Origin of the sequence: Streptomyces argenteolus (assembly GCF_042902585.1) — a bacterium.
GTDB lineage: Bacteria > Actinomycetota > Actinomycetes > Streptomycetales > Streptomycetaceae > Streptomyces > Streptomyces argenteolus.
Genome location: NZ_JBIBEG010000013.1, coordinates 62,139 through 86,980, shown reverse-complemented (window position 1 = coordinate 86,980; position 24,842 = coordinate 62,139). Strand labels below are relative to the sequence as shown.

The window sequence follows — 24,842 nt, the reverse complement described above, 5'->3', positions numbered from 1 at the left end:
GCCCGGACACCCGCCCGGACAGGGAAGGAGGCGAGACACGTGCGTACCACCTCGTTCCCGCGCTCCCGTCCCGTCCGCAGGACGGTGTCGGACTCGGTCTGACCGGGAGCGCATGCCTCTCGTCACCCAGTCCTGGAGGACACTTCCATGACCTCTCCGGTCATCCGCGCGCTCACACCGGGCGACGCGCATCTCTTCCACTGCCTGCCGGGCCCCTTCCCCGTGGGCCGGGCCGCCTTCGGTCACCGCTACGCCACCGTCGCCGACGGCGGTGAGTACCGTCCCGAGTGGACCTGGGTCGCTCTGCGCGACGGCGCCGTCGTCGCCCGGGCGGCCTGGTGGGGCGGGCCCGAGGACACCGAGCCCGTCCTGCTCAACTACTTCGACTTCGCCGAGGGCGAGGGCGAGACCGCCGCCGAACTGCTGCGCCGGGCACCGTGGTCCGTCGAGTACGAACTGATCGTGCCCCCGGGCTGGCGGGAGGTCCCCGAGGCCCGGGACGCCGCCTCGGCGCGTATCGCGGCGGCGGAGGCGGCCGGGATGAAGCCGCTGGTCGAGCGCTACCGCTACGAGTGGACGCCAGGCGACGGGCTGCCCGAGCGGCCCGGCCGGCTGGAGTTCCGCGCGGAGCCCGACGACGCGGTGATCCTGGACGTGCTGCGTCGCGTCCACTCCGTGACGCTGGACGCCCACGCCCTGCGCACCATCGAGGGTCCCGGCGGCCTGGAGCAGGCCGCCCAGGAGGAGCTGGACTTCTTCAACTGGTGTCCTTCCCCCCGCTCGTGGTGGCAGCTCGCGTACACCCCGGACGGAGAGCTCGCGGGCATCCACGTGCCCGCCCGCAACCCGGGCGGGCCGTGCATCGGCTTCATCGGGGTCGTTCCCGAGGCGCGCGGTCACGGCTACGGCTACGACCTGCTCGTGGAGTGCACCCGCTTCCTCGCGGGCGAGGGCGCCACGTCGGTCGCCGGCGCGACGGACCGGGGCAACGTGCCGATGGCCGCCGCGTTCGCGCGGGCGGGGCACCGCATCACCCAGGAGCGTGTTCACCTGGTGTGAGCTCGGTCCGGGGTGCGCCGGTGCGCTGCGCGCTGATCAGGTCGCGGTACCAGGCGTAGGACTGCTTGGGGGTGCGGCGCAGCGTCGGGTAGTCGATGTGCACCAGGCCGAAGCGCTTGCTGGCGCCCTCGGTCCACTCGACGTTGTCGGTGAGTGACCAGGTGAAGTAGCCCCGTACGTCGACGCCCGCGTCGATGGCCTTGCCCAGCGCCTTCAGGTGTCCTTCGAGGAAGGCGATGCGGCGGCCGTCGGCGACGGGCTCGTCGACGGCGCAGCCGTTCTCCGTGATGTAGACGGGGGGCAGCCGGTCGCCGAAGCGGTCCCGGAGCTGGCCGAGTGTCTCGGCGAGCCCTTCGGGGACGACGGGCCAGCCGAAGTCGGTGGTGTCGTATCCCTCGATCTCCCTTATGCCGAAGGGGAGTCCCGGGGGCATCGCGTAGCCGGAGAAGGAGTCGAGCGCCTCGGGCCTGGGGGCGCCGACGAGGGTCGGGTTGTAGTAGTTGACTCCGTACCAGTCGACCGGTGTGGAGATCGTCCTGAGGTCGTCCTCGACCGGGCCCGGCATCAGGGCGGCGAATCCCTCGTCGGGGTAACGGCCGGTGAGGACCGGGTCGGCGAACAGCCAGTTGGTCAGGGTGTCGTAGAGTTCGGCGCCCATCCGGTCCTCGTCGGAGTCACCGGCCGTCCAGACGGGGCTGTGGGAGAGCGCGATGCCGATGTTGCCGGCCCCGGCGGCACGCAGGGCCCGCACGGCCAGACCGTGGGCGAGCAGCTGGTGGTGGGCGGCGGGGAGGGCGTCGAAGAGGAGGGTGCGGCCCGGCGCGTGCTCCCCGAGGGCGTAGCCGAGCATCGTCACCTCGGCCGGTTCGTTGATGGTGATCCACATCGGCACCCGGTCGGCGAGGCGCTCCGCGACGATGCCCGCGTACTCCGCGAAGCGGTAGGCGGTGTCGCGGTTGAGCCACCCGCCCGCCTCGTCCAGCGGGAGCGGGGTGTCCCAGTGGTAGAGCGTCGGGGCGGGGGTGATGCCGTGGGCGCAGAGTTCGTCGACGAGCCGGTCGTAGAAGTCCAGTCCGGCGGGGTTGAGGGAGCCGCTGCCGCCGGGGACGACTCGGGGCCAGCTGATCGAGAAGCGGAAGGCGTCGGCGCCGAGTCCGGCGAGCAGCGCGACGTCCTCGCGGTAGTGCTCGTGGAAGCCGGTTCCGCGGGTGGTGTCGGTGCCGTCCTTGATGCGGCCGGGCTGTGCGGCGAAGGCGTCCCAGCCGGAGGGCCCTTTTCCGTCGGTGTCGAAGGCACCTTCCGTCTGGAAAGCGGATGCGGAGGCTCCCCACAGGAAGCCGGGTGGGAAGGTCGGCATGGTCATCTCGGCCTCCAGCAGCCGTGGGAGGGACCTCGGGGGGACTGCCCGGGTTCCCTACGTATGAGCAGAACCCGGTAGGGCAATGATCAGGACCAGACCCTAATCGCCAGTTGCGGACTCACTCCAGTGTCCCGGGGCCGTGTGTGCGACTTCCGCCGATCATGGGGGCCTCCGGGTGAGGCATCCCGTTCATGGACGAGGAGTGGTGAATGCAGTTCGAGGTGTGGGCCCCTGCCGCGGATTCGGTCGTGCTGTGCACGGAGGGCGGGCGGAGTCCGATGGACCGCGACGCCGGGCGTGCGGGCTGGTGGACGGCCGAGGCGGAGGCGGCGGACGGCGACCGTTACGGCTTCTCGCTGGACGGCGGCCCCGTGCTCCCCGATCCGCGTTCCCGGCGCCAGCCGGACGGGCCGGACGGCACGAGCGCGGTGGTCGACCACGCGGCGTACCCCTGGCGGACCGCTGCCTGGGCGGGGCGCGGCCTGCCGGGCGCCGTCCTGTACGAGCTGCACGTCGGCACGTTCACGGAGGAGGGCACCTTCGGCGCCGCGGCCGCACGGCTCGGCCACCTGGTGGACCTCGGCATCACCCATGTGGAGCTGATGCCCGTCTGCCCGTTCCCCGGAACACACGGCTGGGGGTACGAGGGGGTGTCGCTCTGGGCGGTGCACGAGCCGTACGGAGGCCCGGCCGGGCTGAAGCACTTCGTCGACACGGCGCACGGGCTGGGTCTCGCCGTGGTCCTGGACGTGGTCCACAACCACCTGGGCCCCTCGGGCAACTACCTTCCCGCCTTCGGTCCGTACTTCACGGACACCCACCACACACCCTGGGGCTCGGCGGTGAACCTGGACGCCCCCGGTTCGGACGAGGTGCGTGCGTATCTGCTGGGCAGCGCGCTGGCCTGGCTGCGGGACTACCACCTGGACGGCCTGCGCCTGGACGCCGTGCACGCGCTCGCCGACGGCCGGGCGCTGACGTTCCTGGAGGAGCTCTCCACTGCCGTGGACGCTCTCGCCTCGGAGCTCGGCAGGCCGCTCGGTCTGATCGCGGAGTCCGACCTGTGCGATCCACGGACGACCACGCCGCGCACGGAGGGAGGCATCGGACTGCACGCCCAGTGGAACGACGACTTCCACCACGCCCTGCACACCGCGCTCACCGGCGAGTCCCAGGGCTACTACGCGGACTTCGCGACCGCCCCCTTCGCCGCGCTCGCCAAGACCATGACCAGCGCCTTCTTCCACAACGGCAGCTACTCCAGCTTCCGGGAGCGCACGCACGGCCGCCCGGTGGACGTCACCCGCACGCCCGCGCACCGCTTCGTCGGCTACGCCCAGACCCACGACCAGATCGGCAACCGCGCGCTCGGGGACCGGCTCGCGGCCTCGCTGAGCCCCGGTCTCCAGGCCTGCGCGGCGACGCTCGTGCTCACCGGGCCCTTCACGCCGATGCTGTTCATGGGCGAGGAGTGGGGGGCCCGGACGCCCTGGCAGTTCTTCACCGACCACACCGACCCCGATCTCGCCCGTGCCGTACGCGAGGGCAGGCGGCGGGAGTTCGCGGCGCACGGCTGGGCGGAGGAGGAGATCCCCGATCCGCAGGACCCGGCCACCCGGGCCCGCTCGTGCCTCGACTGGAGCGAGCCGGGGCGCGAACCCCACGCCCGGCTGCACGCCTGGTCGCGCGAGCTGATCGCCTTGCGGCGCGCCCTGCCGGACCTGTCCGATCCGGATCTCGCCTCGGTGAGGACGGCGTACGACCAGGACGCGGGCTGGGTCGCCTATCGCCGGGGTGACCTGAGGGTCGCGGTCAACCTGTCGGGAAAGCCCGCGGCCATCCCGCTGGGCGCGGGACGGCACCGCCGCGGCGGTGGCCGGGTGCTGGCCGCCTGGGAGCCGGTGGAGGCTCCGGGGGCCGACGGGCTGCTGCACCTGCCGCCGGAGTCGTGCGTGGTCCTCGCCGACGACTGAACGGCTCCGCTGCCGGGGACCGCATTCCGGCGGACCGGGGGCCCGTCAGGCGCGGTCCGGGCCCCCGTCCGGGGCGCCGCCGGGCGCGGCCCCGGCCTTCGGGTGCAGGATCTCGCGCGCCTGTTCCGCGGCGCGGGTGAGGCTCTCGGACACGAAGTCCATGAAGCGGGCGATGTTCTCCAGGCGGGCGGCGGCCGGGCTGTCGGGGCCGAGGATGCTGACGCCCTGCCGCGCGGTCTCGACGAGCAGGGTGTGGGACCGGGAGGCGGCGATCATCGACTGGTACCAGACGTCGTCGTCGGCGAAGTAGCGCTCGCGGCGGCCTTCCTCGCGCTCCCGCCGGATGAGGCCCTGGCCTTCGAGGAACGCGACCGCCTTGGAGACCGAGGCCGGGCTGACCTGGAGGCTCCGCACGAGTTCGGCGGCGGTGAGACTGCCCGCGTCGGCGGTGTAGAGGGACACCAGGACCCGTGCCGTCATCTTGGGCAGTCCCGACTGCATGAGGACGGTGGTGAACGTCTCCTCGTACTCCCGCACGGCCTCGGGGTCGCGCCCATGGGCCTGCGGGGGCGCCTCCCGCCCGCGGGGCGCGGCCTGCCTGCGCTGGTGAGCGCGCCGTTCGGTGGCACGGTGGGCCAGGTCGGCGCGGTAGGCGGCAGGACCGCCGTTGCGCATCACCTCACGCGTGATCGTCGAGGTCGGCCGGTCGAGGCGTCTGGCGATCTCCGCGTAGGCGAGCCCGTCGGCCAGTCCCAGCGCGATCTGCTGGCGTTCCTGCTGAGTGAGCCTGCCTCCCGGCACCGCGATCTCCCTCCGTGCTTCCCCTACATGCCGAGCATAGCGTTCATTCCCACACCATTGCAACGAGCACATATCTGACGTTGCATTAGATCTCACCCCATTGCAACGATATCTCGCAGTTCACCTGCGTCTATACACTCCCTTTGCAACGATCATGTTGAGAGATTAATGAACGCAACGTAGCTTTTCCCGTGTCGGAAACATTCGTGAACGAGGAGGACCCCATGCACACCTTCGTCACCCCCGTACCCCCCTGCGCTGTCCTCGACATCCCCGCGGGGCGCGTCCGGATCATCGCAGCCGACCGGGCCGACACCACCGTCGAGGTCCTGCCCGCGGACGCCTCCCACGGCCGCGACGTGAAGGCCGCGGAGCAGACCGAGGTCCGGTACGAGGACGGCACCCTGCGGATCGAGTCCTCGGCGAGGAGCCGGATACTCGGCAGCTCGGGATCCGTCGAGGTGACCATCCATCTACCCACCGGTTCGCGCGTCGAGGCGAAGGCGGCCAGCGCGGGCTTCCGGTGTACCGGACGGCTCGGCGACGTCGTCTTCGAGGGCGCGCACGGCCCGGTCGAGATCGCCGAGGCGGCGAGCGCGCGCCTCACCGTCCTCGCCGGCGACATCTCGGTCGGCCGGCTGGGCGGCCCGGCCGAGATCAGCGCCGGCAAGGGAGACATCAGGATCGCCGAGGCCCGAAGCGGCAAGGTCGACCTGCGCACCGAGGCCGGAGAGATCTCGGTCGGCGCCGCCCGGGGGGTGTCCGCCTCCCTGGACGCCGGTACCGGCTTCGGCCGGATCCACAACTCGCTCAGGAACACCGAGGGCTCGGCCGGCCTGAGCATCCACGCGATCACCGCCTACGGCGACATCACCGCCCGCAGCCTCTGAAGGGCGGTGCCCGCCTCAGCACCCCGTCCCCCGGCGGGGCGGCCCGCACCGGTTCCCTCCTGGGCCGCCGCCCCGCCGGCGCTCACGCCCGGCCCTCCGGCGGTCCACGCGGGACCGCGGCACGCGGAGGGTCCCTACTCGACGATCGCCAGCTCACGGGGCGTCATGTTCAGCCGCCTGCCCCCGTCCGCGGTGACGGTGACGATGTCCTCGATGCGGACGCCGAAGCGGCCCGGGAGATAGATGCCCGGCTCCACGGAGAAGCACATGCCCTGCACGAGCTCCTGCTCCTCGCCCTCGATCATGTAGGGGGGCTCGTGCGTCGTGACGCCGATGCCGTGGCCGGTGCGGTGGATGAACCGCTCCCCGTAACCGAATTCGGTGATCACGGCGCGGGCCGCCCGGTCGATCTCCTGGCAGGCGACTCCCGGCCGTACAGCGCGGCAGCCCGCCTCCTGCGCCTCCCGTACGACGTCGTGGACGCGCTGCTCCTCGGCGGTGGGTTCGCCGACGTGGACCGTACGGGAGGTGTCGGAGCCGTAGCCGTGCTTCAGCCCTCCGAAGTCCAGGACGACCATGTCACCCCGTTCGATGGTGCGGTCTCCGGCCTCGTGGTGCGGGTTGGCCCCGTTCGGGCCGGAGCCGACCACGGTGAAGTCGACCTGGGAGTGCCCGTGTTCGATGAGCAGCCCGGCCAGATCCGCGGCCACCTCGCTCTCCCGCCGGCCCTCGAACCGGACCTTCAGGATCTGCTCGTACGTCGCGTCCGCGGCGGCCCCCGCCGCGGCGAGCCGCTCCAGCTCGGCGGCGTCCTTGACCGCGCGCAGCATCGGCAGGGCCTCGGTGAGGGAGGCGTAGGAGGTGTCGGGCAGTAGCGCGTGCAGGGCCAGCAGGTGCAGGGCCCAGGCGTTGTCACTGATCCCGAACCGGCCCTTGGCATCGAGGAGTCCGGCGGCCAGGGCATAGGGGTTCGCGGCGTCGGTCCAGTCCCGCAGGGTCAGGGCGGGAGCACCCACCGCGCGCTCGGCGTCGGCCGCCTCCAGGGCCGGCACGACGAGGACGGGGTCATGACCGGCGCGCAGGACGAGCAGGGTCAGGCGCTCGGTGTCCGCGGTCGGCCGGTAGCCGGTGAGATGGACCATGTCCGGGCCCGGTGCGACGAGGACGCCTGCAAGACCCGCGGCGTCGGCGGACTCGGCGGCCCGGGTCATCCGGGTGCGGTAGTCGTCGGCGGTGAAGGGCACGGGCTGGTCGGTGCTGGGCATGAGGACCTCCTGGCGGGGCGACGCGGCACACAGCATCCTGCCCGTCCGCCCCGGCGCACGCGAGCGGGATGAGGGCGTACACGGGCGGGTACCGAGGGCGTCCGCTCCGGGCGTACGCGGGCGGGATCCGGGGCGTGCCGCGCGGCTCAGGAGCGGCGTACGACGAGGTCGGCACGGTCACGGTGCCGCTCCACGAGCCGGGCGTTGCGCTCGTCGGACGCGGCCACCCAGCGCTCGGCGTCCGGCCGGGACTTCCCGAAGCGCACGTGCCGCTCCACGAGCCCGGAGACGCGGGCCCGCGGATCGGCCTCCAGGAACCACACCTCGTCCAGCAGCTCGCGCACCGGCGCCCAGGGACCCTCGTCCAGCAGCAGGTAGTTGCCCTCGGTCACGACCAGCGGGATGTCCGGGGGCACGTGGACCGATCCGGCGACCGGCTCCTCCAGGGCCCGGTCGAAGGCGGGCGCGTAGACCGCGTCCGGGCCCGGATGCCGCAGCCGGCGCAGGAGCGCGGCGTATCCCGCGGCGTCGAAGGTGTCGGGGGCGCCCTTGCGGTCCGCGCGCCCGAGGCGTTCCAGCTCCGCTCCGGCCAGGTGGAAGCCGTCCATCGGGACGAGGACGGCACGTTCCTCGAGCGCGTCGGCGACGCGGGCCGCCAGCGTGGACTTCCCCGCGCCGGGTGCTCCCGCGATGCCGAGGATGCGGCGCCCGCCGGCGTCGGCGAGGCGGCGTGCGCGGTCCGTCAGGCCGGCGAGATCACTCGTGTCCATGGCACGCATTGTCCCCGGACGGGCCCGCCCCACGTTAGTGTTACGTATAACCACGTCACTGTCCGCCCCTCCGGCACGAGGATCCCCATGTCCCACATCGCACTGGTCACGCTGGTCGTCCGCGACTACGACGAGGCCCTCTCCTTCTACGCCGACGCCCTCGGATTCGAGCTGGCCGAGGACACGGACCGGGGCGACGGCTCCCGCTGGGTGGTCGTGCGACCGCGTGGCACCTCCGGCACCGGCATCCTGCTGGCCCGCGCCAAGGACGAGGCGCAGCGCGCGAGTGTCGGGGCGCAGACGGGCGGCCGGGTCGGCTTCTTCCTGCACACGGAGGACTTCGCGGGCGACCACGAGCGGATGCGGGCCGCCGGGGTCCGCTTCCTGGAGGAGCCGCGGCACGAGGCGTACGGCTCCGTCGCGGTGTTCGAGGACCTCTACGGCAACCGGTGGGACCTGCTGCAGCCGGCGTGAGCCGCGGCCGGGTCCCTCATGCGGGTCCCGCCGCGGCGGCGAGGGCTTCCAGGACGGGTTTGATGAGCGGGTGCCCCTCGGCCCCCTGCCGCACCGCGGCGAACACCCGCCGGGTCGGGGCGGCACCCTCGACGGGGCGTACGACGACCCTGCCGAGCTCGGTGCCGCGCAGCGCCGAGCGGGGGACCAGCGCCACTCCGGCCCCCGCTCCGGCGAGGGCCACCACGGCGTGGAAGTCGTCGGACGAGTGCTCCAGGCGGGGCTCGAACCCGGCGTACTCGCAGGCCAGGACCACCACGTCGTGGCAGGGGTTGCCGGGGTACGGGCCGATCCACGCGTCCTCGGCGAGATCGGAGACGGCGACGTGCTCCTGGCCGGCGAGGCGGTGGCCGACCGGCAGCACCGCGTCGAAGGGCTCGGAGTACAGGGGCAGCCGCGTGAGTCTCCGGTCGCCGTCACCGGGCGCCCCCCGGTACTCCACGGCGACCGCCACGTCGACCAGCCGGTCCAGGACCATGGGCACGCTGGCGTCGCCCTCGGCGTCCTGCACCCGCACCCGGATGCCGGGCGCGGTGCGGGTCAGCTCGGCGATCGCCGGGGCGAGGACCAGGCCGATGCCCGTGGCGAACGCGGCGACCGTCACCGTCCCCGCGACACCCGCGCCGTAGTCGGCGAGCTCCGCCTCGGCCCGCTCCAGCTGGGCGAGGACCGCGTCGGTGTGGGTGAGCAGGATCTCCCCCGCCGCCGTCAGCCGGGCACCCCGCGCCCCGCGCTCGACCAGCCGGTGGCCGGTCTCCTGCTCCAGGGCAGCGAGCTGCTGGGAGACGGCGGAGGGCGTGAGGTAGAGCGCGGCGGCGGCAGCGGTCACCGTCCGGTGGTCGGCCACCGCCCGCAGGACGCGCAGCCGCCGTACATCGATCATGCGTTCATTGTCCCTGTTCGCAGGGGCGGCTCACGCCTCCAGTGCGGCCCGCGCGTCGACGAACGCGTCCACGGCGCGCACGACGTCCTCGGTGGAGTGGGCGGCGGAGAGCTGGACGCGGATGCGCGCGGCGCCCTGGGGGACGACGGGGTACGAGAACCCGATCACGTACACACCGCGCTCGAGGAGCAGCTCCGCCATCCTGCCTGCCTTCGCCGCGTCCCCGATCATGACGGGGGCGATGGCGTGGTCGCCGGGCAGGATGTCGAAGCCCTCCTCGGTCATCCGGGAGCGGAAGAGCGCGGTGTTGGCGGCGAGCCGCTCGCGCAGGTCGCCCGCTGACTCCAGCAGGTCGATGACCTTGAGGGAGGCGGCGGCGATGACCGGGGCGAGCGAGTTGGAGAAGAGGTACGGCCGCGAGCGCTGGCGCAGCAGCGCGACGATCTCGGCGCGCGCGGCGACGTAACCGCCGGACGCGCCGCCCAGCGCCTTGCCGAGGGTGCCGGTGATGATGTCGACGCGGTCCATGACGCCGTGCAGCTCCGGGGTGCCCCGGCCGCCGGGGCCGACGAAGCCGACGGCGTGCGAGTCGTCGACCATGACCATCGCGCCGTAGCGGTCGGCGAGGTCGCAGATCTCGGCCAGCGGGGCGACGTACCCGTCCATGGAGAACACGCCGTCGGTGACGACGAGGCGGCGCCGGGCGCCGGACGCCTCCTTGAGCTGCTGCTCCAGGTCGGCCATGTCGCGGTTGGCGTAGCGGTAGCGCTTCGCCTTGGAGAGACGGATGCCGTCGATGATGGAGGCGTGGTTGAGGGCGTCGGAGATCACCGCGTCCTCGGGGCCGAGGAGAGTCTCGAACACTCCGCCGTTGGCGTCGAAGCAGGAGGAGTAGAGGATCGTGTCCTCCTGGCCGAGGAAAGCCGAGAGCCGCTGCTCCAGTTCCTTGTGGACCTCCTGGGTGCCGCAGATGAAGCGGACGGACGCGAGGCCGTAGCCCCAGCGGTCCAGCGCCTCGTGGGCGGCGGAGACGACCTCGGGGTGGTCGGCGAGACCGAGGTAGTTGTTGGCGCAGAAGTTGAGCACCTCGCCCGCTCGGCCGCCCGAGGTGACGGCGACGGTGGCGGACTGCGGGGTGCCGATGACGCGTTCGGGCTTCTGGAGACCCGCCTCGCGGATCTCGTCGAGGGTGATGCGCAGGTCGTCGCGTACGGATGCGAACATGTCGGGTGTCTCCCAGGTGGGTACGGGTGCGTACGAGAAGTGTCAGGCGGCCCAGTCGAGCAGGACCTTGCCGCCGAGACCGCTCGCGGCGTCGTCGAAGGCGGCCTCGAAGTCGCGGTAGCCGTAACGGCCGGTGATGACCGGGGCGAGGTCGAGCCCGCCCTCCAGGAGCACGGACATGGCGTACCAGGTCTCGTACATCTCACGGCCGTAGATGCCCTTGATGGTGAGCATCGAGGTGACGACGCGCGACCAGTCGACGGGGAACTCCGCGGACGGCAGCCCGAGCATCGCGATCCGGCCGCCGTGCGTCATGTTCGCGATCATGTCCCGCATGGCCTCGGGGCGGCCGGACATCTCCAGGCCGATGTCGAAGCCCTCGCGCAGGCCGAGCCGGCGCTGGCCGTCGGCGATGGTCGCGCCGCCGACGTTCAGCGCGAGGTCCACCCCGACCTTCCTCGCGAGGTCGAGCCGCGCCTCGCTGACGTCGGTGATGACGACGTTGCGGGCGCCGGCGTGGCGGGCGACGGCGGCGGCCATGATGCCGATCGGGCCCGCCCCGGTGATCAGCACGTCCTCGCCGACCAGGGGGAACGACAGCGCGGTGTGCACGGCGTTGCCGAACGGGTCGAAGATCGCGGCGACGTCGAGGTCGACCTTGTCCCGGTGCACCCAGACGTTCGACGCGGGCAGTGCCAGGTACTCGGCGAACGCCCCGTCCCGTCCGACGCCGAGCCCGAGGGTCGAGCGGCAGAGGTGGCGCCGGCCCGCCAGGCAGTTGCGGCACTTGCCGCAGACCAGGTGGCCCTCACCGCTGACCAGGTCACCGACCGCGATGTCGACGACGTCCGCGCCGATCCCCGCGACCTCGCCGACGAACTCGTGGCCGAGGACGAGCGGGGTGCGCACGGCCTGCTGCGCCCAGCCGTCGTAGTCGCGGATGTGCAGGTCGGTGCCGCAGATGCCGGTGCGCAGGACCTTGATGAGCACGTCCCCCGGGCCGGTCTCCGGCTCCGGCACGTCCATCAGCCAGAGTCCCGGCTCGGCCTTGTGCTTCACGAGTGCCTTCACGGCTGCGGCTCCCTGTACCTGGTGCGTGGTGGACACCCCGGTCCCGGGCACGCCGAAGGTGCCGGCGGCCCGGAGCGACTGAGGGGTACGGCGGGCGGGTGCGCGGTCGCGCGACGGTCCGTCCCGTGGACCCGTGCGCGGGCGCCGCCCTCCGCCGTCACAGAGAAATGTGCCGCACGGCGGGGCCCCAGGTCCATCGAGGATTTCTTAAGCTCCGCCGCAGCTGTGCTTCACGCCTCACCGCGCGGGGCGGCGGGCCGGCCCGGTCAGGGACGGGGCCAGGGCCGCCCGTCGAGGCGCTCGATGTCGGTGTTGAAGCGCGTGAGGTACCCGGCGAAGGCGGCCACGTCATCCGGGGACCACCCGGCCATGACCTTCTCCAGCCCGCTGATGTTGCCCGCCCGCTCCGCGTCGAGGCTGCTCGCCCCCTCGTCGGTGATGCGGAACTTGCGGGCGATCCCGCCCTCGGGGTCGGGGATGCGTTCCACCAGGCCCGCGCGCAGCATCGCGGCCGTCTGCCGGTTGAGGGTCGAGGCGTCCAGGCCGAAGGCGTCGCTGAGCTGCCCGATGGACATCGGGCCTTCCATCCGGATACGGCTCAGCAGCGTGTACGCGCTGCGGTCCAGCCGGCCGCCGTTCCGCCTGGCCCGGGGAGCGCCCAGCTGGAGGTGCCGCCCGAGCAGCATCGTCTCGAACTCGATCAGGTGCGTGGGCTTGTCCATGGTCCTTCTTTCGGCCGACTTCACCGTCAGCGGGGGCTCCCACCCGCAGATATACCACTCCGGGCACGGCCCCCGGCCCGCGCGATGCCACGGGAGGAGGGCACCCGGTCCGGGCGAGCCGTGCCCCGTGCGGGGGAAGCGGGCACAGCGACGCGAGATTTAGGTATTTTGACATAGCTATTAAGCGGTACCTACACTCGGCGCATGCCCGCTCCCCGTGTGCCGTCGCAGGACGTCGACCACGTAGCCTCCGCGCTCGTGGCGTTCCTGCCTGCGCTGCACCGGGCCCTGGAGCGGAAGGTCGGGCAGGAGTTCCCGCACCCCCGGCTGCCGGACGGCCAGCTCGCGTTGCTGTTCCTCGTCGAGGAGCGCAAAGGGATCACCGTCCGCGAATCGGCCGAGGCCCTGCTGATGAAGCCGAACAACGTCAGCGCCCTCGTCTCGCAGCTCACCGAGCTCGGTCTGCTGGAGCGCAGGCAGGACCCCGCCGACAAGCGGGTCGCCCATCTGCACCCGACGGCCACGGCGCGGGAGCGACTCGCCGAGGCGCGGCTCCTGAAGGAAGCGCACATGGCACGCGCCCTGAACACCCTCACCGACGGCGATCTCGACGCCCTCGGTGCGGCTCTGGGCGCGCTGACGGCGTTGACGCGGCGCCTCCACTCCCCCGCCGGCTGACACTCACGCACCGACCGGCCGGGCTCACGGGCCTTCGACGCCCCGGGCCCTGGCCGGTGGCGCTGCGCGCGAGGCCGCGGCCACACCCCGCCGTACGCGTACGGGCGCGGCGCCGCCCTCGGCACCGACGGCCCGACATTTCCGAGTACGAACACAGACAAGGCACCTCCATGTCCTCCACCACCGTGGACAAGTCCCCCCTGCCCGCAAGCCGGCCACCCGGCACGGGCCGGCGCTCCAACCCGTGGCTGACGCTGGCAGCCGTCGCCATCGGCCTGTTCATGGTCAACCTCGACGCCTCGGTCGTCGCGATCGCGAACCCCGAGATCGGCCGGGACCTCGACGCGTCGACCGCCGACCTGCAGTGGGTCACGAACGCCTATCTGATCGCCATGGCCGCCCTGCTGATCCTGGGCGGCAAGCTCGGTGACCGCTTCGGGCGGCACACGGTCTACATGGTGGGCACCCTCGGCTTCACCCTGGCCTCCGTCGCGATCGCCCTCTCCGGTTCGATCGAGGGCGTCATCACCTTCCGCGCGGTGCAGGGCCTCTTCGCCGCGCTGCTGATCCCGAACACTCTCGGCCTTCTGCGTGCGGTGTTCGCGCCCCAGAAGTTCGGCATGGCCGTGGGTCTGTGGGCCATGGTGGCGTCCTGCTCCACCGCCCTCGGGCCGATCGTCGGTGGCCTGCTCATCGAGCACGTCAACTGGGAGTCGGTCTTCTACATCAACGCCCCCATCGGCGTCGTCGCCCTGGTCGTCAGCATGCTCGTCCTCCCCGCGAGCAAGGACTCCACGGGCCACCACCGCTTCGACGTGCCCGGCGTGATCCTGCTCGCCGTCGGCCTGGTGGCGCTGGTCTTCGGCGTCGTCAAGGGCGAGACGTGGGGCTGGTCCTCCGGTGGAACGCTCGGTGCGATCGCCGCCGGCCTGATCCTGCTGGCCGTCTTCTGCTGGTACGAGTCCCGGCTGGAGCACCCGCTGCTGCCGATGCGCCTCTTCCGTAACCGGTCGCTGACCATCGGCACGATCGTCACCGCGATCAACTTCTTCGTCCTGCTCGGCGTCATCTTCTTCCTGATGCTGTACCTGCAGAACGTACGGGGCTTCACGCCCGTGGAGGCGGGCATCCGCACCCTGCCGCTCAGCCTGGCCACCGTGGTCGCCTCGCCGCTCGGCGCCGCCCTAACCCAGCGCTTCGGGCCCCGGCTGACCATGCCCGTCGGCATGGCCCTCCAGGCGGCGGCCTCCCTGTGGATGCTGACCTGGGACGCCCATTCCTCGTACGCCGCGCTCTGGCCGCCGTTCCTCGCCATCGGCCTGGGCGTCGGCATGGTGATGTCCGCGTCCTCCGACGCCATCGTCGGCAACGCGCCGAAGAGGGACGGCGGCGTGGCGGGCGGTCTGCAGGCCACCTCGCTGCAGATAGGCGGCGCGCTCGGCACGTCCGTCCTGGTCTCGCTGATCAGCGGCAAGGTCGGGTCCACACTGACCGGCGAGCTGACGTCGGCCGGTGTTCCGGCAGGCGCGGCGGCCGGCTTCCAGAAGGCCGAGGACGCCGTGTCCATGGGCGTCTCCCCCGTGTCGGCCGACATGCCGGCGCAGCTGAGGGCCGCCGTCGTCGAGGGCAGCGGCAACGCGTTCATGAACGGTGTGCACTCCGCCGTGATCGTCACCGCGGTCCTGTGTGTCGCCGGTGCGCTGCTGGCCGGCATCGGCATGCGCGGCCGGACCGGACCGGAGGCCGTGGAGGACTGAGACCCCTCCGGCCCGGCCGGGTACGGGCGCGCGCACCCGCGCGTCCCGTACCCGGCCGGCCCGTTGCCAGGGCCGCCGTACGAACGTCCTCCACGGGCCCGTCGCCGCCCGTGTCCGCGCGCTCCACCCCTCCGGCGGAAAGCGTCCGATCGGTCGTACGGCCAAGTGGGGCCGCCCCGGTACGGTGTGCGGCCCAACGGGGCGTCAGGGCTTGATAGCGTCGCCCGCACGACTACGGAAAGCTCCCCGCCGGGGTCGTCGCTCCGCCGGGCCGGGCCGCACCGACAGGGCGGCGAGCGGCGGCCGGTGCGTGGGACGGGGACGCACGTGGCAGGGACGATGAGGGCCTACGCATGAGCCTCCCGCAGTTGCACTACACCTCCGCCGCGGCCGGTGACGGGGAGTCCGCCGGCCGGTTCACCGCCGTCACCCCCGCGATACCCGGGCCGGTACGCGCGGAGGCCGCACCGCTGCTGGCCTACGAGGCACCGGCAGGCACTCCCGACCGGCTCACCGACACCCAACTGCGTTCTCTCCCCGTCGCGTTCGGCTTCACCGCGCTCTCCGACGGCAGTCATCTGCTCAGCCGCTCCGTGGCGGCGTCCTCGGGCGGGTTCCACTCCCACGCCGTGCACCTCCCGGCGGGCACGCCGCTGCCGGGCAGCGTCCTCCCCGTCGCCGCCTGGGGCGCCTCAGGCTGGCTGTCCGCGACCCCGGACCGCACGCAGCCCGACCCGCTGACCATGCTGACCGCCGCCCACGGCCCCTCCGGGGGGCTCACCCGGGAGAGCCTCGGCGACTTCGCCGTGGCCCGCAGTCCGTGGCTCGCCGCCGTGCTCAGCGATCTGCGCCGGGTGAGTGAGGACCCGTCAGCGCCCGCGGTCGTGCTCGTGGAGCGGCACAGCGCGGATGTGGCCCGCTGGGTCGCGCTGGCCACGGCCGTGCTCCCCGCGGAACACGCGGAGCGGCTGACCTTCACCACCTACACGCGGCATCCCGGGCGTACCACGCACCAGGTCGTCGGGGTCCTCCCCGAGGACGCACCCGACCTCAGCGACCCCCGCTTCCGCGTCCACTCCGCCTCCGGTCCGCGCCCCGGCCCGGTGGACGACGCCTGGGCGGGGACCGCCGCCCGGATATGGCGCAGCCGCGCCCCCGAGCTGTTCCGGGAGGCCGCGGAGCTGCCGGGCGAGCCGTTCGCCCCCGGGCCGCTCGCGGTGACGGCGCTCGGCGCGGGCATCGCGCTGGGGTCCGGCGAACGCGCCGCCGCCGCCGACTGGGCGGCCGTACGGCCGTACGCGCTGGACGAGAAGCGCACCCGGCAGCTGACCGACGCACTGACCGCGCCGGCCGACGACCGCACGGCCGGCGAGTGCGCCGCCGCGCTCCGGCTGCTGACCGCACTCGACGGCCGCTGCCCCGCCGACGTGACCGCCCCGCTCGCCGCGCTGCTGGTGACGGAGGCGGTACGGGGCGCGGACCCCGGCCTCGAACCGCCCGCGCGCTCGGCCTTCGATGAGCCCGCCGGGCAGCGTGCCCTCGCCGCGCTGGTCGACGAGCTCGGCGAGGAACTGCTGGCCGAGCTCTCCCCCGTGGCGTCCAGGGACGTGGCGCGGACCGTGCAGCTGCTGAGGATCGTGCGGCTGCTCGGCATCGACTGCGCCGAGCTGCTGCCCGGCGTGGTGCACCGGCTGGCCCGGGCCCTCCTGGACGACCCCGAGGCGGGCGCGTGTCCGGCGCTGCTGGACCTGCTGGACGAGCAGTTCGACGTCCGCACGGCGCTCCTGGGCGAGCTGGACCGGCTCGCCCCGGACGACCCGGCGGGCGCGGAGGGGCTCCTGATCCGGGTCTCCCTGCCGTTCACCGGGACCCAGGCGCTGCCGCACCTGCGGATGTGCGCCGAGGCGCCGGGGGCGAAGGCGCGCGGCGCGGACCGGGTGGAGATCCTGCACACGGTGCTGCGTGCGGCGGGCATGTCCCCGTTCGCGGAACCGCTGGTGCTGCGGACCGCCGTCGGGCTGGTCTGGGGCGAGGAGACCCCCACGGCGGCTGAGGCCAGGGCCCTGCTCACCGAGACCACGTCCGACGCCCACCGGACGGCCGGTACCTGGGCGCGTCTCGTCGAGTCGGCACTCGCCGCGCCCTACGGCGACGAGGACGGCCCTCAGCTCGCCCATGATCTGCTGCGCGGCTTCCCGCAGGAGATCACGGCCCGGGTGCGAGCCTGCCTGATGCTGCTGGACTTCGCCCGGGACGTGCGCACGGGAACGGCGGAACCGGGATGGGCGGACCGCGCGCGCGAGCTGCGCGCCCGCGCGGAACCGGTGGAGCCCTCGATCCTCGCACACGCCTACGGCGCCCTCGCCGGGCAACTGCTCGCCCCCGACCGCCCCGAGGCGGAGCTGTACGCGTTCGTCCACAGCGGGGACGAGGACCTGATTTCGGCGTACGCCGGAGAGGCCCGCCGCGACGAGGTACGGGCCCTGCTGCTGGCCGATCCCTCGTACGCGGCCGACTGCTACACGGTCTGGAACGCCCACCCGCACGCGGGCCCCGCCTGGACCCGTACGAGGACCGCCCTGCTCGACGAGGTGCTGCGCCCGGCGGTACGCGCCCTGACGCCCGAGCAGGTCGCGGCGGTGGAGCAGGCCGTGGAACGCGAGGGAAGCAGCCGCACGCTCGACGCCTTCCGCACCTGGAACCGCCCGTCCCGCTCGCTGGGCCGCCTCGGCAAGCGCATCGCGGGCCGGGTGCGCCGGGGGTGAGCGGCTTGCCCTCGTGCCCGGTCACCGCAGGAGCGGTTCCCCTCGGTGGTGAGCTCGTCGTCGGCGGGGGGCAGGGCGTCGTCGTCGCGTCCGGCCCGCCAGGGCGTCCGCCGGCCGGGATCACGGGCCGGGCGGGGCAGGTACCGTAGGGAGGTCGATTTCGTGAGCCTCCTGACGGGCTGCGTACACCCAGGAGGAAGACATGACGACGAACCGCGGGCGCAAGGACGTGATCCGGGACCGGATGGCCGCGACCGGTGAGTCGTACAACGTCGCCGCACGCAATCTCAAGGCGATGAAGGACATGGGCGCCACGCGCGAGGCCCTGCTCGTCCAGCGCTGGCGGCCGGCGGAGACCCTGGACGTGCCGTGCCCCTGCGGCGGCACGTGCGAGCCCGGTGAGACCTGTGACCGCTGCCACGCCCGGCACCGGCACGTGAAGCGCTACCCGGGCAGCGTCACGGACGTGGAGGTCTGGGCGGACCGCTACGAGTGCATGGGCTGCCCGGCGTCGTACACCCTGACCATCCGGCTGGCAGGACGCCCCTGGGGCGTGGCCGAGACCGTCGTACAGGGCGGGGCGGCCGAGGAGGTCGTACGGGCCCGGGTGTTCCCCGGGGTGGCGCACCCGCTGCTGCGGGCCGAGACGGCGGACTCCGAGGACGCGTAGGCCCCCCCTGCCCGGGCTGCGGACGGCCCGGCTGCCGGTCTCTCTCATGACCCGGGCGGGGCACACGGCTGACCCGGGCGAAGGACACCCGGCCGGGCGGCCCCGGACGGACGAGGCGAACGCCATGGGCCCGGGTGAGCCGGAGCCGCTCCGCTGCGACGTTCTCCTCCAGGTGGCCGCTGCGGCGGCCGGCGCCCGGGATCGGCAGGACGACCGAGGAGCGGCATAGGAGCCCGGCCGCGCGGGTCGGTCTCCCGTTCGCGTGCGGCGGCGACCTCGGCCTCGGCACCTGCGTCGCCCCAGGCAGCGGGGCACCACGGCGGGACGGCGATGCCCGCCTCCCCGCCGGCCGCGTGCACCGGCCCGTGCGCCCGGTCGAGCAGGTTGCGGCGGTGCTGCACGCTCGCGATGCCGGTCGATCCCCCGCGCCTCGTCGAGCTCAGCGACGGCGACCTCGGACGGCCCGGTCCTGGCCCCGGTCCGCAGTCCCGGGGTGTGCCGATCCGGTAGGCGAGCGGCGTCGCCGGATCGACCGGGTGTGCAGGGGCAGCGGCTCGATGCGCAGGAGTCCCGGGACCCTGGGCGACGGACAGCGGGCGGTCTCCACGGAAGGAGACCGCCCATCGGGGTCCCGACCTGGCCGCACGGAACGGCCGGCCGGCCGTCGAGCCCCCGCTCGCCCGTGTCGTGGGCGCGTGCCCCTCCTCGCTTCGTGGTGCTCAGCGGAGCGTCCGGGTACGGGTGGGGCGCCTCGGCCGGCGTTTCCCCGTCGGCTCCGCCGCCGTAGAGGGGCACGGTGCCGATCAAGGTGATCCCCAGTTCGGCCGGCCCTGCGGGCGACCGCGGGCGCACCCTCACGGGCCGGGGCCCGGCGCCGTCGGCGGGTACACGGCCCCGAAGCCGGACCGCCGCGCCGCGAGGCCCCCGGGGGCCGAAACTCCGTCGATGTCACCCGTCACCCTCCCAGGCCAAAAACCCTGGCCGGCACCGCGGTTGGCCACTCCACCGGTAGCGCCACGGCGGCCGGCGCGGCCGGAATCCTGACCGGGCGGTCAGAGCTGACCGATCGGTCAGCTACGGTGGGCCCATGCCACGTCCGCCTTCCGCGATGCGCCGTCACATCCTCGACTCCGCCCTGCACCTCTTCGCCGAGCACGGCTTCAAGGGGACCTCGCTGCAGGACATCGCCGTCGAGGCGCGCTGTTCCAAGGCGTCCCTGCTGTACCACTTCGCCGGCAAGGACGCGATCCTCACCGAACTGCTGACCCCGCCGGCCGAGGGACTCTCGGCCCTGCGGGAGGAGCTGGCCCTGCTGGAGGGCGGCCGGGCCGTCGAACCGGCCGTGACGGGCTACGTCGGCCTGGCGATGCGCTTCCACCTGGAGGTCAAGATCATCTTCGCCGAACTGCCCGACATGCTCAGCCATCCCGTGCTCGCCGTCATCCCCGAAGCGGTCGACCAGCTCGCGGACGCGCTGGCCGGGCGGTCCCGGGAGCCTCGTGCGCGCGCGATGGCCCAGATGGTGATCGGCGGTGTGGCGGTCACGGTCGCGGCCGACATCGACACGGACACGGACACCCTGCGCACCGAGCTGGTCCAGGGAGCGCTGAGAACCCTCGGACACCCCACCGGCTGACAGAAGCCCTCTCGTCCAGACCGAAGAGAAAGACATCTCCTTCGCATGGCTATCCTGCTGTACCGGCTCGGCCGGTTCTCCTTCCGCCGCCGAGGGCGCGTCCTCGCCCTGTGGCTCCTGCTGCTCGCCCTGCTCGGCGGGGGCGCGGCAGCCTTCAGCGGACCCACCACCAGCAAGTTCTCGATTCCGGGCACCGAGTCCCAGAAGGCCCTGGACTCGCTCGCCCGGGAGTTCCCGCAGGCGAGTGGCGCGACCGGGACAATAGTGATCGCCGCGCCCGAGGGCGGGAAGCTCACCCCCGCCGCCGTGGCCCCGGTGACCGAGGAGGCCGCGAAGGTTCCCGGCGTCGTCGCGGCCGTCGACCCGTTCGCGTCGAAGGCCGTCTCGCAGGACGGCCGTTACGCCCTCGTACAGGTGCAGTTCACGTCCGGGGTCGACGGAATCACCGACGCGCAGCGCGAGGCGTTCCGGGAGGCGGGCTCGTCCGTCGCGGACCTCCGCGTGGAGCACGGCGGCGAGATCATGCGCGGGGTCCCGGAGGTCGGTTCCACCGAGGCCCTCGGTGTCGCGGTCGCCGCCCTGGTGCTGGTCCTCACCTTCGGCTCCCTGGTGGCCGCGGGCATGACCCTGCTGAACGCGCTGGTCGGGGTGGCGGCCGGGATGGCCGGGCTCTTCTCGCTCAGCAGCACCGTGGAGCTGACCAGCACGGCGCCCATCCTGGCGCTCATGCTGGGCCTGGCCGTGGGCATCGACTACGCGCTGTTCATCACCTCCCGCCACCGCCAGTACCTCGCGGAGGGCATGGACGCCGAGGAGGCGGCGGGCCGGGCCACCGGAACCGCCGGTTCGGCCGTCGTCTTCGCGGGCGCCACGGTCGTCATCGCCCTGGCGGCCCTCTCGGTCGCCGGTGTCCCCTTCCTGACGGTCATGGGGCTGGCAGCCGCCGCCACGGTCGCTCTCGCGGTACTCGTCTCGCTCACCCTGCTCCCCGCCGTCCTGGGCTTCGCCGGCCTCCGCGTCCTGCCCCGCAAGCTCCGGACGCGCACGTCGGTGCCCGCCCAGGCCGCCCCCTCGGACGAGGGGGCGGGGGCACCCCACGAGAAGAACGCCGGCTTCCGCTGGGGCCGGCTCGTGGCGCGGCTGCGCGTTCCGGTCCTGCTGCTCGGCGTGGCCGGTCTCGGCGCGCTCGCGCTGCCCGTGCAGGACATGCGGCTCTCGCTGCCGGACGCGAGCACCGAGGCGGTCGGCTCACCCAACCGTGAGGCGTACGACCTGACCGCCGAGGGGTTCGGCGAGGGCTTCAACGGCCGGCTGATCGCCGTCGTGTCCGGCGACGACGCCCGGTCGACCCAGGTCGCGGCGAAGGAGGCCACCACGCTCATCACGGCCACCGAGGGTGTCCTGGCCGTGGCCGCCCCGCAGATGAACGAGAAGGGCACCACCGCGCTGCTCGCCGTGGTCCCGAAGACGGGTCCCACGGACGCGGCGACCGAGGAGACCGTCCACGCGATCCGTGACCGGGTTGCGGACGTGAAGGGCGCGTCGATCGCGCTGACCGGCGCCACCGCGGTCGGCATCGACGTCTCCGAGAAGCTCGCCGACGCCCTGCCGGTCTATCTCCTGCTGGTGGTCGGGCTCTCCGTCCTGCTGCTGATGCTCGTCTTCCGGTCCTTCCTCGTGCCGGTCAAGGCTGCGCTGGGCTTCCTGCTGACCATCGGTGCGACCTTCGGCATCACCGTGGCGATCTTCCAGGAGGGCCACCTGGCGTCACTGGTCGGCCTGGACACCCCGGGGCCGCTGGTCAGCTTCCTGCCCATCCTGCTGATCGGCATCCTGTTCGGGCTGGCCATGGACTACGAGGTCTTCCTCGTCTCGCGGATGCGGGAGGACTTCGTCCACGGCGCCGACGCACGCGAGGCCGTGATCAGCGGTGTCGGCCACAACGCGCGTGTCGTCACCGCCGCCGCGGTGATCATGACCGCGGTCTTCGGCGGATTCGTCCTCATGCAGGACCCGGTCATCAAGTCCATGGGCTTCGCGCTGGCGATCGGCGTGCTCATCGACGCGTTCGTCGTACGGATGGCCCTGGTGCCCGCGCTCATGCACCTGGTGGGGCGCGCGGCCTGGTGGCTGCCCCGTGCGGTCGACCGGGCGCTGCCCGACCTGGACATCGAGGGCGAGCGCTTGCACAGCCGGATTCCGGTGCCGGAGCGGCCCGTCGAGCTCGTGAAGACGTGAGCCCGCCCCCGCGTCCGGTCCGGTGACCGACCCGCACCACGCGACGGCCCCGCCGGGAGGAGTCCTCCCGGCGGGGCCGTCGCGGTCGCCGGAGCACGTCCGGCGTGGCGGGATCAGCTCTCGTCCGGCGCCAGGGTCAGCGAGATGGAGTTGATGCAGTACCGCTGGTCCGTGGGCGTGGGGTAGCCCTCGCCCTCGAAGACGTGGCCCAGGTGCGAGCCGCAGCGGGCGCAGCGCACCTCGGTGCGTGCCATGCCGAGGCTGTTGTCCTGAAGCAGTTCGACCGCGTCGGAGTCCTTCGGGTCGTAGAAGGACGGCCAGCCGCAGTGCGACTCGAACTTCGTGTCGGAGCGGAACAGCTCCGCGCCACAGGCCCGGCAGGAGTAGACGCCCGCCGTCTTGGTGTCGGTGTACTCACCCACGAAGGCGGGCTCGGTGCCGGCCTTGCGCAGCACCGCGTACTCGGCGGGGGTCAGCTCCGCCCGCCATTGCTCGTCCGGCTTCTCGACGTCGTACGACACGGTGGCTCCCTCAGCTCGACAGGTGGTCCAGGATCTGCGGGCCGAGGTCGGTGACATCGCCCGCTCCCATGGTGAGAACGAGATCGCCGGGCTTCGCCATTCCCGCGACGGCGGCGGGGACGTCTGCCGGGTCGTGGACGGCCGTGACCTCGGCGCCCGCGGCCTTCGCGGCATCGATGATCAGCTCGCTGGTGACACCCGGGACCGGGTCCTCACGGGCCGGGTAGATGTCCAGCACCAGGGAGGCGTCGGCCAGGGCGAGCGCCTGCCCCATCTCGGTGCCGAGCTCCTGGGTGCGGGAGAAGAGGTGGGGCTGGAAGACCACCAGGAGGCGCGCGTCGCTGGCCGCGCCGCGCATGGCCTCCAGGTCGGCGGTCATCTCCGTGGGGTGGTGCGCGTACGAGTCGATGACCTGGACGCCGGCCGCCTCGCCCTTGAGCTGGAGCCGCCGCTTGACCCCGGTGTACTTGCCGATGGCGGAGGCCAGGTTGTGCGCGGGGATGCCGAGGGCGACACCGGCGGCGAGCGCGGCGACCGCGTTGTGCGCGTAGTGGCGGCCGGGGACGGAGACCGTGAAGGTGAGGTACTTGCCGTTGAGTACGACCGTGACCTCGCTGGTCAGGCCGCGCGGGGTGACCTTGTGGACGCGTACGTCCGCCCCTTCGGACTCACCGTAGGTGACGACGGTGAGGGAGGGGAGCTCGCGGACCCGCCGGGTGAGCTCGACGGCGCCCGGCTGGTCGGCGGCGACGACCAGCGTCCCGCCGGGGACGACCTTGCCCACGAAGGTCTCGAAGGACTCGTAGATCTCGTCCATCGACGCGTAGTTCGCGTGGTGGTCCAGCTCGACGTTGAGGACGATCGCGACCTCGGGGGCGTACTTCTGGAAGCTCCGGTCGCTCTCGTCCGCCTCGGCGACGAAGATGTCGCCGCCACCGTGGGCGGCGTTGGTCCCGGGGCCCTCCAGGTCGCCGCCGATGGCGTACGAGGGGTCGAGACCCAGCTCGGACAGGGCCACGGCGAGCATCGAGGTGGTGGTGGTCTTGCCGTGCGTGCCGGCCACCGCGATGGCGCGCAGGCCGTCCATCAGGGAGGCGAGCGCGTCGGAGCGGTGCACGACGGGAATGCCCAGTTCGGCGGCGCGGACGAGCTCGGGGTTGTCGGCACGGATCGCGCTGGAGACGACCACGGAGGTGGCGTCGTCCGCGAGGTGTCCGGCGGCGTGCCCGATGTGGACCGTCGCGCCCAGGGCGCGCAGGGCACCGGCGGTGGCGGACTCCTTGGCGTCGCTGCCCGCCACCTTCGCACCGCGCTGGGCCAGGATCTTCGCGATGCCCGACATTCCGGCGCCGCCGATGCCGATGAAGTGCGGCCGTTCCAGGGCGGCAGGAATACCGGGTGCCATACGTGTCTCTCCCGAGGTGTGACGTGTGTCTGGGTCGGCCCCAGCCTATTCGCTGTGCGCGAAGAGCTTGAGCACCGGTACACCGACCTTGTGGCGGGCCCGGGAGGCCCAGTCACGGTGGAAGAACTCCTCGACGTAGTGCGGCGCCGTCAGCACGATGACCTCGTCGGCGCCGGAGTCGTCGACCACGGTCTTCAGCTTGTCCAGGGGGTGGTCCTCGATCACCTGTCCGACGGCTTCCGATCCCGCCTGCCGCAGCTCACGGAGCGAGTACTCCAGGGCCATCTCGGCCGGCTCTCTCGCCTCCTTGCCCTCGGGCCTCTCTCCCTCGCGGACGGCCTCCCGTAGCTCGCCGATCGCGACGTCGTCGATCGCGCGGAGCAGTACGTCGGCCTGGTCGCTGCGGGGCTGCATCAGTACGACGAACGAGATCCGCTCCTCGCCGTGGAGGGTCGTGACGAACTCCACGTCCTCGGCAGTGAGCGGCTTCTCGATCATCAAAACGCTTGTGAACACGACAGGCGCCCTTCCGCTTCATCTCGTCGGCCGCGGGGACGGCCGCTGTTGCTGAAACCATTTTTCCCCGCGGTCGCACGGGGTCGCAGGACTAAGTGTGCCCATCGGAAGCTAACCGGAACGGC

Annotated in this window: 21 protein-coding genes; 10 read left to right on the top strand and 11 right to left on the bottom strand. The window is 72.9% G+C overall.

The window, feature by feature from the left end:
* The first annotated feature begins 147 nt into the window (after nt 1-147).
* On the top strand, nt 148-1,059 hold the full coding sequence (locus tag ACFY8O_RS31890; protein ID WP_387908580.1) for a GNAT family N-acetyltransferase: 912 nt from the start codon (nt 148-150) through the stop codon (nt 1,057-1,059).
* Here ACFY8O_RS31890 and ACFY8O_RS31885 read toward each other — a convergent pair.
* The gene (locus ACFY8O_RS31885) at nt 1,031-2,422 is read right to left on the bottom strand and encodes a GH1 family beta-glucosidase (protein ID WP_387908578.1); all 1,392 of its coding nucleotides are present in this window, start codon (nt 2,420-2,422) and stop codon (nt 1,031-1,033) included. The two genes, ACFY8O_RS31890 and ACFY8O_RS31885, sit on opposite strands and share 29 nt — an antisense overlap.
* Before the next feature lie 206 nt (nt 2,423-2,628).
* Between ACFY8O_RS31885 and treZ the strand changes: the two genes are divergently transcribed.
* A complete protein-coding gene (gene treZ / locus ACFY8O_RS31880) occupies nt 2,629-4,392 on the top strand; it encodes a malto-oligosyltrehalose trehalohydrolase (RefSeq protein ID WP_387908576.1) in 1,764 nt (587 codons plus the stop codon).
* 45 nt (nt 4,393-4,437) lie between these two features.
* On the opposite strand, the gene ACFY8O_RS31875 is transcribed toward treZ, so the two are convergent.
* The gene (locus tag ACFY8O_RS31875; RefSeq protein ID WP_387908575.1) at nt 4,438-5,193 is read right to left on the bottom strand and encodes a GbsR/MarR family transcriptional regulator; all 756 of its coding nucleotides are present in this window, start codon (nt 5,191-5,193) and stop codon (nt 4,438-4,440) included.
* A gap of 224 nt (nt 5,194-5,417) precedes the next feature.
* Here ACFY8O_RS31875 and ACFY8O_RS31870 point away from each other — a divergent pair, with 224 nt between their 5' ends.
* Complete coding sequence (locus tag ACFY8O_RS31870; protein WP_387908573.1) at nt 5,418-6,083, top strand: DUF4097 family beta strand repeat-containing protein; 666 nt, start codon at nt 5,418-5,420, stop codon at nt 6,081-6,083.
* A gap of 134 nt (nt 6,084-6,217) precedes the next feature.
* Here the strand turns inward: ACFY8O_RS31870 and ACFY8O_RS31865 are convergent, their stop codons facing one another.
* Together ACFY8O_RS31865 and ACFY8O_RS31860 are read right to left on the bottom strand one after the other, a co-directional pair.
* Entirely contained in the window at nt 6,218-7,348 is a 1,131-nt protein-coding gene (locus ACFY8O_RS31865; protein ID WP_145811979.1) for a M24 family metallopeptidase, read from the bottom strand.
* Between the two features lie 146 nt (nt 7,349-7,494).
* On the bottom strand, nt 7,495-8,118 hold the full coding sequence (locus ACFY8O_RS31860; protein ID WP_387908570.1) for a nucleoside/nucleotide kinase family protein: 624 nt from the start codon (nt 8,116-8,118) through the stop codon (nt 7,495-7,497).
* Between the two features lie 87 nt (nt 8,119-8,205).
* On the opposite strand from ACFY8O_RS31860, the gene ACFY8O_RS31855 reads away from it, so the two are divergent.
* A complete protein-coding gene (locus ACFY8O_RS31855) occupies nt 8,206-8,592 on the top strand; it encodes a VOC family protein (protein ID WP_387908568.1) in 387 nt (128 codons plus the stop codon).
* Nucleotides 8,593-8,608: 16 nt separating this feature from the next.
* On the opposite strand, the gene ACFY8O_RS31850 is transcribed toward ACFY8O_RS31855, so the two are convergent.
* The 4 genes from ACFY8O_RS31850 to ACFY8O_RS31835 all read right to left on the bottom strand — a co-directional run bounded on the left by ACFY8O_RS31850 (nt 8,609) and on the right by ACFY8O_RS31835 (nt 12,531).
* Complete coding sequence (locus tag ACFY8O_RS31850; RefSeq protein WP_145811985.1) at nt 8,609-9,514, bottom strand: LysR family transcriptional regulator; 906 nt, start codon at nt 9,512-9,514, stop codon at nt 8,609-8,611.
* 30 nt (nt 9,515-9,544) lie between these two features.
* Nucleotides 9,545-10,738 carry a glycine C-acetyltransferase gene (locus ACFY8O_RS31845; RefSeq protein WP_145811987.1) on the bottom strand — a complete coding sequence of 398 codons (1,194 nt, stop codon included), beginning with the start codon at nt 10,736-10,738 and terminating at the stop codon, nt 9,545-9,547.
* Between the two features lie 42 nt (nt 10,739-10,780).
* Nucleotides 10,781-11,809 carry an L-threonine 3-dehydrogenase gene (gene tdh / locus ACFY8O_RS31840; RefSeq protein ID WP_387908566.1) on the bottom strand — a complete coding sequence of 343 codons (1,029 nt, stop codon included), beginning with the start codon at nt 11,807-11,809 and terminating at the stop codon, nt 10,781-10,783.
* A gap of 266 nt (nt 11,810-12,075) precedes the next feature.
* A complete protein-coding gene (locus tag ACFY8O_RS31835; protein WP_387908564.1) occupies nt 12,076-12,531 on the bottom strand; it encodes a MarR family winged helix-turn-helix transcriptional regulator in 456 nt (151 codons plus the stop codon).
* A 204-nt stretch (nt 12,532-12,735) separates the two neighbouring features.
* Here ACFY8O_RS31835 and ACFY8O_RS31830 point away from each other — a divergent pair, with 204 nt between their 5' ends.
* From ACFY8O_RS31830 to ACFY8O_RS31805, 6 genes are all read left to right on the top strand, one after another.
* Nucleotides 12,736-13,209, top strand: coding sequence for a MarR family winged helix-turn-helix transcriptional regulator (locus ACFY8O_RS31830; protein WP_387908562.1), 474 nt, complete (start codon nt 12,736-12,738; stop codon nt 13,207-13,209).
* Between the two features lie 170 nt (nt 13,210-13,379).
* On the top strand, nt 13,380-14,966 hold the full coding sequence (locus ACFY8O_RS31825) for an MFS transporter (RefSeq protein ID WP_145811996.1): 1,587 nt from the start codon (nt 13,380-13,382) through the stop codon (nt 14,964-14,966).
* A 353-nt stretch (nt 14,967-15,319) separates the two neighbouring features.
* Complete coding sequence (locus ACFY8O_RS31820) at nt 15,320-17,731, top strand: GTPase-associated protein 1-related protein (protein WP_387908560.1); 2,412 nt, start codon at nt 15,320-15,322, stop codon at nt 17,729-17,731.
* Between the two features lie 202 nt (nt 17,732-17,933).
* Complete coding sequence (locus ACFY8O_RS31815; protein ID WP_387908558.1) at nt 17,934-18,401, top strand: hypothetical protein; 468 nt, start codon at nt 17,934-17,936, stop codon at nt 18,399-18,401.
* Between the two features lie 1,087 nt (nt 18,402-19,488).
* Complete coding sequence (locus tag ACFY8O_RS31810) at nt 19,489-20,037, top strand: TetR/AcrR family transcriptional regulator (RefSeq protein WP_145812002.1); 549 nt, start codon at nt 19,489-19,491, stop codon at nt 20,035-20,037.
* Between the two features lie 45 nt (nt 20,038-20,082).
* A complete protein-coding gene (locus ACFY8O_RS31805) occupies nt 20,083-22,275 on the top strand; it encodes an MMPL family transporter (protein WP_387908555.1) in 2,193 nt (730 codons plus the stop codon).
* Between the two features lie 113 nt (nt 22,276-22,388).
* On the opposite strand, the gene msrB is transcribed toward ACFY8O_RS31805, so the two are convergent.
* The 3 genes from msrB to ACFY8O_RS31790 are packed head-to-tail and all read right to left on the bottom strand — an operon-like array spanning nt 22,389 to nt 24,699.
* On the bottom strand, nt 22,389-22,796 hold the full coding sequence (gene msrB, locus ACFY8O_RS31800) for a peptide-methionine (R)-S-oxide reductase MsrB (RefSeq protein ID WP_145812006.1): 408 nt from the start codon (nt 22,794-22,796) through the stop codon (nt 22,389-22,391).
* 10 nt (nt 22,797-22,806) lie between these two features.
* Nucleotides 22,807-24,201: a UDP-N-acetylmuramate--L-alanine ligase gene (gene murC, locus ACFY8O_RS31795; protein ID WP_387908553.1), complete on the bottom strand. Its 1,395-nt coding sequence runs from the start codon at nt 24,199-24,201 to the stop codon at nt 22,807-22,809.
* A 45-nt stretch (nt 24,202-24,246) separates the two neighbouring features.
* Nucleotides 24,247-24,699 carry an indole-3-glycerol phosphate synthase gene (locus tag ACFY8O_RS31790; protein WP_208766137.1) on the bottom strand — a complete coding sequence of 151 codons (453 nt, stop codon included), beginning with the start codon at nt 24,697-24,699 and terminating at the stop codon, nt 24,247-24,249.
* Nucleotides 24,700-24,842: the final 143 nt, after the last annotated feature.